Origin of the sequence: Burkholderia sp. Bp8998 (genome assembly GCF_003854235.1) — a bacterium.
In the GTDB taxonomy this organism is placed as follows: Bacteria; Pseudomonadota; Gammaproteobacteria; order Burkholderiales; family Burkholderiaceae; genus Burkholderia.
In genome coordinates this window covers 1-14780 of record NZ_QTQF01000023.1, presented here as the reverse complement: position 1 = coordinate 14780, position 14780 = coordinate 1, and the positions used below count along the sequence as shown (strand labels likewise).

Here is a 14780-nt window from a genome sequence, read left to right as displayed (position 1 = left end):
TTGTTACCTTTCCTTTACCGCAACTTGAGGGTGGACAGACCGAACAGGCACAGCATCAGCGTGATGATCCAGAAACGCACCACCACCTGCGTTTCCTTCCAGCCGGACAATTCGAAATGGTGATGCAGCGGCGCCATCTTCAGCAGGCGCCGCCCTTCGCCGTAACGCTTCTTCGTGTACTTGAACCACGACACCTGCAGCATCACCGACAGCGTTTCCGCGACGAAGATGCCGCCCATGATGAACAACACGATTTCCTGGCGCACGATCACCGCGACCGTGCCGAGCGCGCCGCCGAGCGCCAGCGCGCCGACATCGCCCATGAACACCTGCGCGGGGTGCGTGTTGTACCAGAGGAACGCGAGCCCTGCCCCGCCCATCGCGGAACAGAAGATCAGCAGTTCACCGGCACCCGGGATGTGCGGGAACAGCAGGTACTTCGAATAGACGGAACTGCCCATCACGTACGCGAACACGCCGAGCGAGCCGCCGACCAGCACGACCGGCATGATCACGAGGCCGTCGAGACCGTCGGTCAGGTTGACCGCGTTGCTCGCGCCGACGATCACGAAGTAGGTCAGCACGATGAAGCCCCAGACGCCCAGCGGGTAGCTGATCGATTTCAGGAACGGCAGCATCAGGTCGGCCCGCGCGGGCAGCCCCATCGACAGGCCGCTGCGCACCCACGCCATGAACAGGTCGAACACGCGCACGTTGTTCGCCTCGGACACGCTGAATGCGAGGTAGACTGCCGCGAACAAGCCGATCACCGACTGCCAGAAATACTTTTCGCGCGACGACATCCCGCGCGGGTCCTTGTAGACCACCTTGCGGTAGTCATCGACCCAGCCGATCACGCCGAAGCCGAACGTGACGAGCATCACGATCCAGATGAAACGGTTCGTCAGGTCGCCCCACAGCAGCGTCGCGACCGCGATACCGATCAGGATCAGCACGCCGCCCATCGTCGGCGTACCGGACTTGACGAGATGGCTCTGCGGGCCGTCCTTGCGCACGGCCTGCCCGACCTTCATTTGCGTCAGCTTGCGGATCACCCACGGTCCGCACACGAGCCCGATCCCGAGCGCGGTGATGGTAGCCATCACCGCACGGAACGTCAGGTACGTGAACAAGCGCAAAAAGCTTGCGTCTCCTTGCAGCCATTGCGCCAGCGCCAGCAGCATGCTTCCTTCCTTCTACTCAGTGTGCAGCGGGCACCGTGCCCGCCGCGGGTTGGTTCGTCAGCGCGTCGACCACGCGCTCCATCTTCATGTACCGCGAGCCCTTCACGAGCACCGTCGCCTGCGCGCCATAACCCGCCGCGAGCAGCGCCGTGACCAGCGCGCCGACGTCGCCGAAATGGCGGCCCGTGTCGCCGTACGCCGTACACGCGTCGCGCGACGCATCACCGAGCGCGAACAGCGCATCGATGCCGCGCTCGCGCGCATACGCACCGATCTCCCTGTGGAATGCCGGGCCTTCGTCGCCGACCTCGCCCATGTCACCGATCACCAGCACGCGCGGCGCCGGCTGTGCGGCCAGCACGTCGATCGCCGCACGCATCGAATCGGGGTTCGCGTTGTAGGTGTCGTCGACGACCGTCGCACCCGCGAGGCTGCCGACGTCCGCCCGCCGGACCTGCAAACGGCCCTTGACCGGCTCGAACGATTCGAGGCCCTGCTTGATCGCGGCCAGCTCGATGCCGGCCGCAAGCGCCGCGGCCGTTGCAGCCAATGCGTTGCGTGCGTTGTGCTCGCCGAGCGCGCGCAACCGGACCGTCACCGCGCCGGACGGTGTGTCGATCGCAAGCTCGCCGCCGTGCAGACGGCCCGTGACCTGCGCTTCGACCTGCCGTTCGGCGTCGTGCAGCGCGAAATCGAGAATCCGGTTGCCGGTCGCCGCGACGCGCCAGATACCGGCGTACGTATCGTCGGCCGGAAACACCGCGACGCCGTCCGGCGTCAGCGCATGAATCACGGCCGCGTGTTCGAGTGCAACGGCTTCGACCGTCGCCATGAATTCCTGGTGCTCGCGCTGCGCGTTGTTGACCAGCGCGACGGTCGGCGCCGCGATGCGCGCGAGGACTTCGGTCTCCCCCGGATGGTTCATCCCGAGCTCGATCACCGCGACGCGATGCGCGCCCGAGAGGCGCAGCAGCGTCAGCGGCACGCCGATGTCGTTGTTCAGATTACCGGACGTCGCCAGTCGCGCGTCGGCGCCGACTGCCGCCGCAAGGATCGACGCGATCATCTCCTTGACGGTCGTCTTGCCGTTGCTGCCCGTCACCGCGACGAGCGGCACCGCGAAGCGCTTGCGCCAGCCGTGCGCAAGTGCACCGAGCGCGGCACGCGTTTCGCCGCCCTCGACAACCGGCATCGCGAGGCCCGCCGGCACGTGCGCGACAAGCGCCGCGGCTGCGCCGCGCGCCGCCACGTCGCCGAGGAAGTCGTGCGCGTCGAAGCGCTCGCCCTTCAGCGCGACGAACAGGTCGCCCGGACCAGCCGTGCGGCTGTCCGTCGACACGCGCTCGAACGTGACGTCCGGATCGCCGTGGACGGTAGCGCCAGGAATCAGGCGGGCGGCTTCGCCGAGACTGAGCATCGTCATTCGCCGCCTCCCTTGCCATGTGTCGCGCGTGCCGCGAGCGCGAGCCGTGCGTGATCCTGATCGGAGAACGTGCGCTTCTTGCCCATGATTTCCTGCGTTGCCTCGTGCCCCTTGCCGGCCAGCACGACGACATCCTCGCGGGCGGCGCCGCGCACGGCCTGCAGGATCGCGCTCGCGCGATCCTCGATGCTGCGTACGCGATCGGGCGCGGTCATGCCCGCGATGACTTGATCGATGATGCGCTGCGGATCTTCGCTGCGCGGATTGTCACTCGTGACGACGACTTCGTCGGCAAGCCGCTCGACGATCGCACCCATCAGCGGGCGCTTCGTCGCATCACGATCGCCACCGCAGCCAAACATGCATACGAGGCGGCCACCGCGCGCCGCAGCGATCGGGCGCAGCGCGTCGAGCGTCTTTTCGAGCGCATCGGGCGTGTGCGCATAGTCGATCACGACCAGCGGTTCGTCGTTCTGCAGCCGGCCGCCAAGGCGCTGCATGCGGCCATTGACGGACTCGAGCCGTGCGATCTCCGCGACCGCCGCGTCGAACGGCACGTCGACCGCGAGCAGCGAGCCGAGCACCGCGAGCAGGTTGCTGACATTGAATACGCCGAGCGTGCCGACCTCGACGTCCGCGTCGCCCCACGACGAGCGCAGGCGAAATGCCGTACCCGTGGCGGTCGCGCGCACGTCGAGCGCGACCAGCTCGCGATCGGCGTCGGGCGCCTGCGCGTCGCCGATCCCGTATGCGATCGTGCGCACGCGGCCGGCCAGCTTCTCGAGCAGGCGGCGGCCGGCTGCGTCGTCGCGATTGACGACCGCCGCGCGCAGGCCGCGCCAGGCGAACAGCTTCACCTTCGCGGCTTCGTACGCGTCGAGCGTGCCGTGATAGTCGAGGTGATCCTGCGTGAGGTTCGTGAAGACGGCAATGTCGAATGCCGTGCCGTTCACGCGGCCCTGATGCAGCGCGTGCGACGACACTTCCATTGCGACAGCCTTCGCGCCCGCGTCATGCAGTTGCGCGAGGCTGCGCTGCAGTTGCGGCGCGTCCGGCGTCGTGAAGCCGGTCGGCACCAGCCGACCCGGCATGCCGCTGCCGAGCGTGCCGATCAGCGCGCACGGCTGGTGCAGCGCCGTCAGCGCGGTAGCAATCCACTGCGTGCACGACGTCTTGCCGTTCGTACCGGTCACGCCGATGGCGAGCAGGCTGTCGCTCGGGTCGCCGTACCAGCCGCTGGCGATCTCGCCGGCCAACTGGTCGAGCGCCGGCACCGCGAGTGCGACGGGTACGGCCGGTGCGGCCGCGAGGCCTTCCGGCTGATACAGCACGGCGGCCGCGCCGCGGGCGACGGCATCGGAAATGAAGGCGCGATTGTCCGCACCGTCGACTGCATAACCGAGAAACACATCGCCAGCCTGCAGGCCGCGCGTGTCGGCATGCAGTTGCGCCGCAGGGGCCACATGCTGGCGCAGCCACGCAAGCGCGGCCGCGATCTGCTGATGCGCCGGATGGGAACTGCGAGCGGCGCTCATCGAACAACTCCTGGTGAATTACGTGTCGTGCTGGATACGATCATATGCTTCGCACCGCCGCCCGCGCCGAGCTTTTGCGGGCCCGGCTTTGCGGGTGCGCCCGGCGCGTCGTCGGACACGACGAGCTGCTTGATCGGCATGTTCGGCGGCACGTTCAGCGCGCGCATCGTATCGCCCGCGATCGCCGAGAATACGGGGCCCGACACCTGGCCGCCGAAGTGGCTGCCGGCAGTCGGTTCGTCGACCGACACCGCGACGACGATTCGCGGGTTCGGCATCGGCGCCATCCCGACGAACGACGCGCGGTACTTGCGCGTGTAACCGTGGCCTTCATGCTTGTACGCGGTACCGCTCTTGCCGCCGACACGATAGCCCGGCACGGCCGCATCGGGCGACGTGCCGCCCGGCGCCACCACCGTCTCGAGCATCGCGCGCACTTCGCGCGCGGTGGTCGGGTTGAACACCTGCGTACCCACGACCGGCTGGTTGGGGTCGGTCTTGAAAATGGTCACCGGCATCAGCTCGCCGTCATGCGCGATCGCCGTGTATGCGCGCGCGAGCTGGAACAGCGACACCGACAGGCCATAGCCGTACGACATCGTCGCCTGCTCGATGCGACGCCAGCTCTTCCACGGACGCAGGCGGCCGGCCACTGCGCCCGGGAACCCGACCTTCGGCGCCTGGCCGAGGCCGATGCTCGTATACATATTCCACATTTCCTCGGGCCGCATCGTCATCGCGATCTTCGTCGCGCCGATGTTGCTCGACTTCTGGATCACGCCGCCGACCGTCAGCGTGCCGAACCCCGCGTCGTCGGTAATCGGCGCGCCGTCGAGCACGAAATGCCCGTTGCCCGTCTCGACGAGCGTGTTCGGCGTCACGCGGTGCAGGTCCAGCGCGAGCGACACCGTGAACGGCTTCATGATCGAGCCCGGCTCGAACACGTCGGTCATGATCCGGTTGCGCAACTGCTCGCCCGTCATGCGCGAGCGGTCGTTCGGGTTGTACGTCGGATAGTTGACCAGCGCGAGCACCTCGCCGGTGCGCACGTCGACGACCATCGCCGCGCCGGCCTTCGCCTTGAACTTCTCGACGGCGGCCTTCAGGTTCGCATACGCGATGTACTGGATCTTGCTGTCGATCGACAGGTCGACGTCCGTCCCGTTGTGCGGCGGAATCTGTTCGGCGACGTCCTCGACGATGTGCCCCATCCGGTCCTTGATCACGCGGCGCACGCCGGACGTGCCGGACAGCATCTTCTGGTCGCCGAGCTCGACGCCCTCCTGCCCTTCGTCCTCGACGTTCGTGAAGCCGATCAGGTGCGCGGTGATCTCGCCTTCCGGATAGAAGCGCTTGTATTCGTTGCGTTGATAGATACCGGGAATGTCGAGTGCGGCGACCTTGTCCGCGATGTCGATCGGCACCTGGCGCTTTACATAGACGAAACCCTTGTCTTCCGACAGCTTCACGCGCAGTTCCTTCGGCGTCATGCCGAGGAGCTTGCCGAGCTGGTTGACCTTGTCCGCGCCAAGATCGTCCGGCACGGCGTCCGGAATCGCCCAGATCGCGCGCACGGGCAGGCTCGTCGCGAGCACGAGCCCGTTACGGTCGAGAATCTTGCCGCGCGTGGCAGGCAGCTCGAGCGTGCGCTGATAGCGGCTTTCGCCCTGCTTCTGATAGAACGCGTTGCCAGGCCCCTGGATCCAGAACGCCCGCGCGGCCAGCGCGACGAACGCCATGAACAGCAGGAACACGACGAGTTTCGAGCGCCACATCGGCAGATGCACGCCGAGCACGGGGCTCGACGAGAATTTCACGTCCTGGCGCTTTTGCGACGGCTTCATCGCGCGCCTCCGCTACCCTTGGTGGCCGTATCGGCCGAAGCGGGAATCGGCGCGTCGATCGCCTTCACGGCGCCCGGCGGCAGCGTCAGGTATTGGGTGCGGCCCGTCGTGATCGGCTGCATCTTCAGCGAATCGTTCGCGAGTTGCTCGATGCGCGACGTCTTCGATAGCGCGCTCTGCTGATATTGAAGCTGCGCGTGGTCCTGCTGGAGCTGACGCTCCTGCGACTGCGCGCGCTGCAGCTGGATGAAGATCTGGCGCTGCTGGTTCGTCGAGTTGACGACCGACAGCGCGCAGCCCATCACGATGATCAGCAGGAAGATATTGAAGCGGCTCATGGCGTGACGCGCTCCGCGATGCGCATCACGGCCGACCGGGCGCGCGGATTCGCGGCGACTTCCGCTTCGCTCGGAAATTGACGGCTGATTATCTTGAGCGGCGGGCTCGGGAGATCGACGGCACGAATCGGCAGGCGACGATCGACCGCGGGCGCACTCGCGTGCGCCTGCATGAATCGTTTGACGATCCGGTCCTCGAGTGAATGAAAGCTGATGACCACCAGCCGCCCCCCTTGCTCCAGCAACGACAATGCCGCGTCTAGTACGACTTGCAGGTCCGCAAGCTCTTGATTGACGTGAATCCGTATAGCCTGAAAGGTGCGGGTTGCCGGATCCTTGCCCTTCTCACGGGTTTTGACGACGTTACCCACGATTTGGGCAAGCTCGCCCGTGGTGTCGAGAGGCCCAAGACGGTCGGACTCTGCCCGGCGAGCAACAAGCGCCTTTGCAATCTGAAAAGCAAACCGTTCTTCCCCATAATCCCGTATCACCTCCGTCAATTCCTGCACCGAAGCCCGCGCGAGCCACTCGGCCGCCGACTCGCCACGCGTCGGATCCATTCGCATGTCCAGCGGGCCATCCGCGCGAAAGCTGAAGCCGCGCGCCGGATCGTCCACCTGCGGCGAGGACACGCCCAAGTCCAGCAACACACCCGACACCTTCTCGACGCCGCGCGCCGCAAGCGCGTCGCGCATCGATGCAAAGCTGTCATGCACGATCGAGAAGCGCGCATCCTCGATGCGCTGCGCCGTCTCGATCGCCCTCGGATCCTTGTCGAACGCGATCAGCCGGCCGCCCGGCGCCAGCCGCGCGAGCACCGCGCGGCTATGACCGCCGCGCCCGAACGTGCCGTCGACATAAATGCCGTCCGGCCGCGTCACGAGCGAGTCGACCGCCTCGTCCAACAGCACGGTCCGATGTTGCAATTCGTTTCCCATCGCGGGCGTCTCCGTCACCGCAATCAGAACGTAAAGTTCTTCAGCGCGTCGGGCATGCCCTGCGCCATCGCTGCCTGCTCCTTCGCGATGTAGGTCTGCGAATCCCACAGCTCGAAGTGACTACCCATTCCCAACAACATGACTTCCTTTTCCAGTCCGGCGGCCATCCGCAGCTCGGGCGATACGAGAATCCGGCCCGCGCTGTCGAGATCGACATCCATCGCATTGCCGAGAAAAATCCGCCGCCACCAATGCGCATCCATCGGCAGCGCGGCGATCTTGGCGCGGAATACCTCCCATTCGGGGCGCGGAAACAGCAACAGGCAGCCGTCCGGGTGCTTGGTCACAGTCACCCGTCCTTCTGCCTGTCCTTGCAGCGCTTCGCGATAGCGAGCCGGCACCGACATCCGCCCTTTCGCATCGAGCGTCAGCGCCGACGCCCCTTGGAACACGTTCCGCTCTCCCGTTCAGGGCACCGAAGCACCCGCTCAACGCTCAAGAATTTAGCCCGAATAGCCCGCCAAATCACACAAAAATACACTTTCTCACACTGTCTCCCACTTTAGAGGAAGGGTTTGGCACGGTCAAGGGAGCGGCCCGGTTTTTTGACGAATTTTGTTAGTTAGAACAAGGACTTAGGCGCACATGCTCATGCGGCCCCTCATACCAAAAACCGTTATAAATGAATGAGCTAGTGCAACTTGTGAAGGTGATACGTGAGAAAGGCGGGCCAGACTGGCGTGCGGATGGGGCTTTCAGGGGTGGGAAAACGCGGAAAAAACGGGCGGTATCGGGGGCGGCGAACCGGGGCGGCGTCTCGTGTCGCCCCGGCCCGAATGTCAGAGATAGTACGCAGTGCTCGTCATGACTTTCGACGCGGCGCGCATCAGCATCCGTGCGGGCAGCGGCAGTTCGATCCCGCCGGCGTCGGTCGCGGCCTTGCCGTGCTTCACCTCGTCGAGCCGCATCTGCTCGACGATCGCGCGCGACGTCGTGTCGGTCGCCGGCAGCTCGGACAGGTGCCCGTCGAGGTGGCTCTCGACCTGACGCTCCGTCTCCGCCATGAACCCAAGGCTGACCTTGTCGCCCAGCGTGCCGGCCACGACGCCGATCGCGAGCGCACCAGCGTACCACAGCGGGTTGAGCAGGCTCGGACGCGAATCGAGTTCCTTCAGCCGATGCGCGGTCCACGCGAGATGATCCTCCTCCTCGCGCGCGGCCTCCTCGAACATCGCCTTCGACGACGACGAGCGCGCGGTCAGCTTCTGCGCCTGATAAAGCGCCTGCGCGCAGACCTCGCCGACGTGGTTCACCCGCATCAGCCCGGCGGCATGCGTACGCTCCGCGGGCGTGAGTTCGCCGGCCGGCGGCTCCGCCGGCGCGGGCACGGGGCGGCTCATCCGGCTAATGCCGGTCAGCGATCGCAAGCCGCGATCGAATTCGCTGATCAGTTCATCCAACACCATCCTGTTCTCCTGGCTGCGTGTGCTGCCGCGGGCGGCAAGGACACGTGCTCCGCTGCGTAACCGACTTGATTATTCAGCGGAAATTGCGGTTAACCCGTGATTTTAACCATTGTTGCATAAAGGAAACATGGCGACCTTGAGCCACGGCATTTCGCTTTGTCCGAAAAATCGGTTTTGCTACATTACGTGCGACTTCTTGCGAAGTTGATGGGGCCCGTCAACACAACATAACTATCCGCCCCGCCAAAAAAATTCAGTGATTCTTGGAGATCCGTTAATGAAAAAGTCGCTTCTCGCGCTCGTCGCGCTGGGCGCGTTTGCTGGCGCAGCTCATGCGCAAAGCAGCGTGACGCTTTACGGCATCATCGATGAAGGCTTCATCTTCAACAACAACGCCAAGGGCGGCCATCTGTACGGTCTGGCAAGCGGCGTGATGCAAGGCAGCCGCTTCGGCCTGCGTGGCACCGAAGATCTGGGCAGCGGCCTGAAGGCGATCTTCGTGCTCGAAAACGGTTTTGACGTCAACTCCGGCAAGCTCGGCCAGGGCGGCCTGATGTTCGGCCGCCAGGCTTACGTCGGCCTGTCGAGCCAGTACGGTACGGTCACGCTGGGTCGCCAGTACGACTCCGTCGTCGACTTCGTCGGCCCGCTCGAGGCAGGCGACCAGTGGGGCGGCTACATCGCCGCTCACCCGGGCGACCTCGACAACTTCAACAACGCGTACCGTGTGAACAACGCGGTCAAGTACACGAGCCTGACCTACGGCGGCTTCTCGTTCGGCGGCATGTACAGCTTCGGCGGCCAGGCCGGCCAGTTCTCGAAGAACCAGGTCTGGTCGCTCGGCGCCGGTTACAACAACGGCCCGCTGGTGTTGGGTGTCGGCTACTTGAACGCACGCACGCCGGCGAACTTCGGCGGCATGTTCAACACGGGTGCGTCGGCTGCCGCGACGGCCGTGTCGTCGCCGGTCTATGGCGCGTACGCGAACAGCGCGAACACGTATCAGGTCATCGGTGCGGGCGGCGCGTACACGTTCGGCGCAGCGACGATCGGCGCGACGTACTCGAACACGAAGTTCAAGGGCTTCTCGGTAGGTCCGTTCGTGAACCAGACCGCGACGTTCAACAACGGCGAAATCAACTTCAAGTATCAGTTGACCCCGGCGCTGATCCTCGGCGCAGCGTACGACTACACGCAAGGCAGCAAGATCGACGGCAACTCGGCAGCCAAGTACCACCAGGGTTCGCTGGGCGTCGATTACTTCCTGTCGAAGCGCACGGACGTCTACGTGATCGGCGTGTATCAGCATGCGTCGGGCAATGCGCTCAACGCGGCAGGCGACGTCGTTCAGGCACATGCTTCGATCAACGGTCTCGATCCGTCGACGACCAGCAACCAGGTCGCAGCGCGCGTCGGCATCCGTCACAAGTTCTAATCAGCTTGCCTGACAAGCCGCAGCATATTGAAGGCGCCTTCGGGCGCCTTTTTCTTTTCTGGGCCCCAATGCCCCACCACGAACAAAAAAGCCCGGCACAGGCCGGGCTCGTCGTTCGACTTCGGGGTTACGCGCGTCCGTCGCGCAGTTCGCGCCGCAGGATCTTGCCGACGTTCGTCTTCGGCAGCTCCGTGCGGAACTCGACGAGTTTCGGCCGCTTGTAGCCAGTGAGCCGCTCCTTGCAGTACGCGAGAATGTCCTTGTCGGTCAACGCCGGGTCCTTCTTCACGACGAACAGCTTCACGGCTTCGCCCGAGTGCTCGTCCGGCACGCCGACCGCCGCCACCTCGAACACGCCCGGGTGCGATGCCACCACGTCCTCGACCTCGTTCGGATACACGTTGAAGCCGGATACCAGGATCATGTCCTTCTTCCGGTCGACGATCTTCACGTAACCGCGCGCGTCCATCACGCCGACATCGCCGGTCTTGAAAAAGCCGTCCGGGAACATGACTTTTGCGGTTTCGTCCGGACGGTTCCAGTAGCCGGCCATGACCTGCGGCCCGCGGATGCAGATCTCGCCCGGTTCGCCGAGCGCGACGTCGTTGCCGGCGTCGTCGCGGATGGCAACTTCAGTCGATGGCAGCGGCAGGCCGATCGTCCCGCTGTATTCAGTCGCAGTCACCGGGTTGCAGGTCGCAACCGGCGACGTTTCGGACAGGCCATACCCTTCGACGATCGCCGTATGGGTCTTCTCAAACCAGCGCTTCGCGACGCCTTCCTGGATCGCCATGCCGCCGCCGTTGGCGATCACGAGCTTCGACAGGTCGAGCTGGTTGAATTCGGGATGGTTCAGCAGTGCGTTGTACAGCGTGTTGACCGCCGGAATCGTCGAGATCTGATAACCCTTCAGTTCCTTGATCATGCCGCCGATGTCGCGCGGATTCGGAATCAGGATGCCCATGCCGCCCGTGCGCATCGTCAGGAAGCCGCAGACGGTCAGCGCGAACACGTGATAAAGCGGCAGCGCGACAACCGTCACGAACTGCTTCACCTCGGGGTACTTCGCGTGCGCGGGATGGTGCCACGCACCGGCCTGCAGCACGTTCGACACGATGTTCCGGTGCAGCAGCGTCGCGCCCTTCGCGACGCCCGTCGTACCGCCCGTGTACTGGAGAAACGCGACGTCGTCGGGGCCGAGCTTTTGCGGCTTGAAGGTCTGCCGCGCCCCTTCGGACAGCGCGGCCTTGAAGCGCGTGAACGACGGAAGCTGCCAGGCCGGCACCATCTTCTTCACGTTGCGCACGACGTAATTGACGAGCCAGCCCTTGATGCCCAGCAAGTCCCCCATCGACGCGACCACGACATGCTTGACGGCGGTATTGGCGATGACGGCCTGCAGCGTCGACGCGAAATTCTCGAGGATGACGATCGCCTCGGCCCCGCTGTCCTTCAGCTGATGTTCGAGCTCGCGCGGCGTATAGAGCGGGTTGACGTTGACGACGGTATAGCCCGCGCGGAGCACCGCAACGATCGCGACCGGGTACTGCAGCACGTTCGGCATCATGAGCGCGACGCGCGCGCCGCGCTTCAGGCCGCGCGACTGCAGCCACGCGCCGAACTGGCGCGACAGCGCATCGAGTTCGCCGTATGTGATGCTCTTGCCCATGCAGACGAACGCGTTGCGGTCGCGATACTGCTTGAAGCTCTCGTCGAGGAGATCCGGGATGGAAGGATACGGGGACGCGTCAATTTCGGCTGGAACGCCGGGTGGGTACGATTTCAGCCAAATTTTGTCCATACTACGCGTCTCCTCACAAATTTTCGAATGGTCGTGCTAAAACGCATCGTAGCGGCTCGCCCGTCCAGAAACAACAGGGTTAGATGCCCACTTCGAACTTTCGAATCAATTTGTCTGATCATATCCGGAAGTTCGGTCAAATCCGCTCAACTTCCACCAGACAATCGTAAAACGTCGCCGAGTTGCCGAGATCGGTAAGTGCCTGGCTCGTCACTTCGTTCGCGTTGCGCCCGTCCGCCGACAGTTTCTTCCACCAGATCGACAGCCCGACGACCAGTCCCACCCGCGCGCGATCGGTCACTCTTGCGACCGCCTGCATCGACCCGCGGTCGTTGAAGATGCGAACGACGTCGCCCTCCCCGATGCCGCGCGCATCGGCATCGGTCGGGTGTATATCAAGGTGTGGCTGGCCTTCCGTGCTACGCAGGCTGTCCACGTTCACGAACGTGCTGTTCAGGAAGTGCCGGGCTGGCGGAGAAATCATCGCAAGCGGATAGCGGGCGGCGAGCTCGGGCGCGGCCTCCGCCGACTCGTACGGCGGCAGGTAATCGGGCACCGGGTCCATGCCCATTTGCTCGAGTCGCGCACTGTAGAACTCGCATTTGCCGGACGGCGTGCGGAAGCCGCCATTCGCGAAAGGCGCATCTGCCACCTTGAGCTTCAGCCAGCCGGCACGCTTCAACGCCTCCCAGTCGCTGTCGAGCGCCGGATCGTCCCAATGCAACGCCGCCTGCGCGACCTCTTCGTCGCTGTGATAAAGCGCGGGCTCGTCGAGCCCCATGCTGCGCGCAATGCCGCGAAAGATGTCGGTATTCGGCCGTGCGTCGCCGACCGGCGGAATCGCCGGCAGATTCGCCATCACGTAGGTGTGACCGTACGACTTGTGAACGTCGAGATGCTCGAACTGCGTCGTAGCGGGCAACACAATGTCGGCGAAGTCGACCGTATCTGTCTTGAAGTGTTCGAGAACGACCGTAAACAGGTCTTCTCGCGCGAATCCTGCGGCGACTTTCGACGAGTCGGGTGCGACCGCGACCGGATTCGAGTTATAGACAATCACGGCTTCGACCTTCGGCCCGAAAGTCGCATCGCCCGGATGCAGCAGCGCATCGCCGATCGCATTCATGTTGATGATGCGCGGCAGTTTGTGCGGCCAGCCAGGCATCAGATCGGGGCGCAGCAGCGCCGCCTGATTGACCGGTGCGGATTCCGACGACGAGAGCAGCAGCCCGCCGGCCCGATCGCGCCACGCGCCCGTCAGCGCAGGCAGGCTCGCGATCGCGCGCACGGCATTGCCGCCGCCGCGCACACGCTGCATACCGTAATTGAGGCGGATCGATGCCTTGCGGGTCGCGCCGTAACGACGTGCGAGTTCGATCAGTTCCGACACGTCGATGCCGCAGATCTGCGCGACACGCTCCGGCGGATAGGACAGGGCTCGCGCCTTGAGCGCATCGAAGCCGAGCGTATGACGCGTGATGTAGTCATGATCGAGCAGATCTTCGGTGATCAACACATGCATCATGCCGAGGGCGAACGCCCCGTCGGTGCCCGGCTTCAATGCGATGTGCTGATGGCATTTCTCTGCCGTCAGCGAGCGGTACGGATCGATGGCGACGAGACGGGCACCGCGACGCTTGGCTTCCTGCGCGCGGGTCCAGAAATGCAGGCTGGATGCGATCGGATTGGCACCCCAGATCAGGATCAGCTCGCTTTCCTCGAAATGCTCGAGATGCATGCCGACGTTTCCGCCATACGTATAGCGCAGCCCTGCCGCACCGGCCGCGGCGCAGATTGTCCGCTCGAGCCGGGACGCGCCGAGTTTATGGAAGAACCGCTGCGCAATGCCGTCGCCCTGTACGAGCCCCATCGTTCCCGCATAGCTGTACGGCACGATCGCCTCCGGCGCGCGCACCGCGATTTCCCCGAGGCGACGACCGATCTCCTCGAATGCTTCCCTCCAGCTGATCGGCACGAAGCGCCCCTCCCCCTTCGCGCCGACGCGCTTGAGGGGAACTGTGAGCCGGTCGGGATGGTGAACGCGTTCGGCGTATCGGCTGACTTTCGTACACAACACGCCTTGCGTGGGCGGATGGTCGGGATCGCCCGTGACCTTGATCGCCCTGCCGTTTTCGACGGTCACGCGCATGGCGCACGTGTCTGGACAATCGTGCGGGCAAACGGCCCGAGCTATCTGAGAGGCGGCGTTCATCGTTCTGGTTGCTACCGGGGTGGGGATTCGCAAATTTTACGTGGACGGGCCGAATAGGGCGGCACTTCGCATGAATTTCTCGCCTATTGGCGAAACTGCGGTAATGACGGATCGCGAATATCGAGACGGGACGCGCTTCGAAAGGCCGACGCGACGATCGAGGTATGGAGTGGGGGTATGCGCGTTGCGACTTGAGCAATAAACGGAGGTGATTGACGTGTCTGAGACCGCGTTTTCCGTCGCGCCAATGCAAAAACCCCCGCCTTTACGGGCGGGGGTTCTTGGCTTAGGGAGCCTGACGATTACCTACTTTCACACGGGAATCCGCACTATCATCGGCGTAGAGTCGTTTCACGGTCCTGTTCGGGATGGGAAGGGGTGGGACCGACTCGCTATGGTCATCAGGCAAAGAGGGTTGTTGTGCTGGCTTCGCAGCACAACCAATCTTGGAAGAAGCAGTAATTTTGAGTTGTGTGTATCACACACGAGAATCCAACCAGTCCTGGCTCACACGTGTGGAGCCGAAACAGACTTGTTATAGGATCAAGCCTTACGGGCAATTAGTATCAGTTAGCTGAACGCATTACTGCGCTTACACACCTGA

At 64.2% G+C, this 14780-nt stretch carries 11 protein-coding genes and 1 rRNA gene; 1 reads left to right on the top strand and 11 read right to left on the bottom strand.

Annotated features, from left to right (window positions below; genetic code table 11):
- Positions 1 to 14: 14 nt before the first annotated feature.
- The 8 genes from mraY to coq7 form a co-directional block, all read right to left on the bottom strand.
- A complete protein-coding gene (mraY, locus tag DIE06_RS22190; protein WP_006752439.1) occupies positions 15 to 1184 on the bottom strand; it encodes a phospho-N-acetylmuramoyl-pentapeptide-transferase in 1170 nt (389 codons plus the stop codon).
- Between the two features lie 16 nt (positions 1185 to 1200).
- Positions 1201 to 2607, bottom strand: coding sequence for a UDP-N-acetylmuramoyl-tripeptide--D-alanyl-D-alanine ligase (gene murF / locus DIE06_RS22185; protein WP_124663189.1), 1407 nt, complete (start codon positions 2605 to 2607; stop codon positions 1201 to 1203).
- Positions 2604 to 4142 (bottom strand): UDP-N-acetylmuramoyl-L-alanyl-D-glutamate--2,6-diaminopimelate ligase, encoded by a 1539-nt coding sequence (locus DIE06_RS22180; protein WP_124663188.1) that lies wholly within the window; start codon positions 4140 to 4142, stop codon positions 2604 to 2606. Before DIE06_RS22180 ends, murF begins: the two co-directional genes overlap by 4 nt.
- Positions 4139 to 5986, bottom strand: coding sequence for a penicillin-binding protein 2 (locus DIE06_RS22175; protein ID WP_124663187.1), 1848 nt, complete (start codon positions 5984 to 5986; stop codon positions 4139 to 4141). The genes DIE06_RS22180 and DIE06_RS22175 overlap by 4 nt, the downstream gene beginning before the upstream one ends.
- A complete protein-coding gene (gene ftsL, locus DIE06_RS22170) occupies positions 5983 to 6324 on the bottom strand; it encodes a cell division protein FtsL (RefSeq protein ID WP_124663186.1) in 342 nt (113 codons plus the stop codon). Before ftsL ends, DIE06_RS22175 begins: the two co-directional genes overlap by 4 nt.
- Positions 6321 to 7262: a 16S rRNA (cytosine(1402)-N(4))-methyltransferase RsmH gene (gene rsmH, locus DIE06_RS22165; protein ID WP_059535156.1), complete on the bottom strand. Its 942-nt coding sequence runs from the start codon at positions 7260 to 7262 to the stop codon at positions 6321 to 6323. Before rsmH ends, ftsL begins: the two co-directional genes overlap by 4 nt.
- A gap of 23 nt (positions 7263 to 7285) precedes the next feature.
- Complete coding sequence (mraZ, locus tag DIE06_RS22160; RefSeq protein WP_006400450.1) at positions 7286 to 7714, bottom strand: division/cell wall cluster transcriptional repressor MraZ; 429 nt, start codon at positions 7712 to 7714, stop codon at positions 7286 to 7288.
- A 387-nt stretch (positions 7715 to 8101) separates the two neighbouring features.
- Positions 8102 to 8728, bottom strand: a complete 627-nt coding sequence (gene coq7, locus DIE06_RS22155) for a 2-polyprenyl-3-methyl-6-methoxy-1,4-benzoquinone monooxygenase (protein WP_124663185.1) — start codon at positions 8726 to 8728, stop codon at positions 8102 to 8104.
- A gap of 277 nt (positions 8729 to 9005) precedes the next feature.
- On the opposite strand from coq7, the gene DIE06_RS22150 reads away from it, so the two are divergent.
- On the top strand, positions 9006 to 10163 hold the full coding sequence (locus DIE06_RS22150; protein ID WP_124663184.1) for a porin: 1158 nt from the start codon (positions 9006 to 9008) through the stop codon (positions 10161 to 10163).
- Between the two features lie 127 nt (positions 10164 to 10290).
- On the opposite strand, the gene DIE06_RS22145 is transcribed toward DIE06_RS22150, so the two are convergent.
- The 3 genes from DIE06_RS22145 to rrf form a co-directional block, all read right to left on the bottom strand.
- Entirely contained in the window at positions 10291 to 11964 is a 1674-nt protein-coding gene (locus tag DIE06_RS22145; RefSeq protein ID WP_124663183.1) for a long-chain fatty acid--CoA ligase, read from the bottom strand.
- Between the two features lie 136 nt (positions 11965 to 12100).
- On the bottom strand, positions 12101 to 14176 hold the full coding sequence (locus DIE06_RS22140; RefSeq protein ID WP_124663182.1) for a molybdopterin-dependent oxidoreductase: 2076 nt from the start codon (positions 14174 to 14176) through the stop codon (positions 12101 to 12103).
- A gap of 293 nt (positions 14177 to 14469) precedes the next feature.
- A 5S ribosomal RNA gene (gene rrf / locus DIE06_RS22135) occupies positions 14470 to 14582 on the bottom strand.
- Positions 14583 to 14780 lie beyond the last annotated feature (198 nt).

Coding starts and splice junctions, on each gene's coding strand:
- DIE06_RS22145 (WP_124663183.1), bottom strand. CDS start 11,964: ATGGACAAAATTTGGCTGAAATCGTACCCACCCGGCGTTCCAGCCGAA.
- DIE06_RS22150 (WP_124663184.1), top strand. CDS start 9,006: ATGAAAAAGTCGCTTCTCGCGCTCGTCGCGCTGGGCGCGTTTGCTGGC.
- DIE06_RS22140 (WP_124663182.1), bottom strand. CDS start 14,176: ATGAACGCCGCCTCTCAGATAGCTCGGGCCGTTTGCCCGCACGATTGT.
- murF (WP_124663189.1), bottom strand. CDS start 2,607: ATGACGATGCTCAGTCTCGGCGAAGCCGCCCGCCTGATTCCTGGCGCT.
- rsmH (WP_059535156.1), bottom strand. CDS start 7,262: ATGGGAAACGAATTGCAACATCGGACCGTGCTGTTGGACGAGGCGGTC.
- mraY (WP_006752439.1), bottom strand. CDS start 1,184: ATGCTGCTGGCGCTGGCGCAATGGCTGCAAGGAGACGCAAGCTTTTTG.
- coq7 (WP_124663185.1), bottom strand. CDS start 8,728: ATGGTGTTGGATGAACTGATCAGCGAATTCGATCGCGGCTTGCGATCG.
- DIE06_RS22175 (WP_124663187.1), bottom strand. CDS start 5,986: ATGAAGCCGTCGCAAAAGCGCCAGGACGTGAAATTCTCGTCGAGCCCC.
- ftsL (WP_124663186.1), bottom strand. CDS start 6,324: ATGAGCCGCTTCAATATCTTCCTGCTGATCATCGTGATGGGCTGCGCG.
- DIE06_RS22180 (WP_124663188.1), bottom strand. CDS start 4,142: ATGAGCGCCGCTCGCAGTTCCCATCCGGCGCATCAGCAGATCGCGGCC.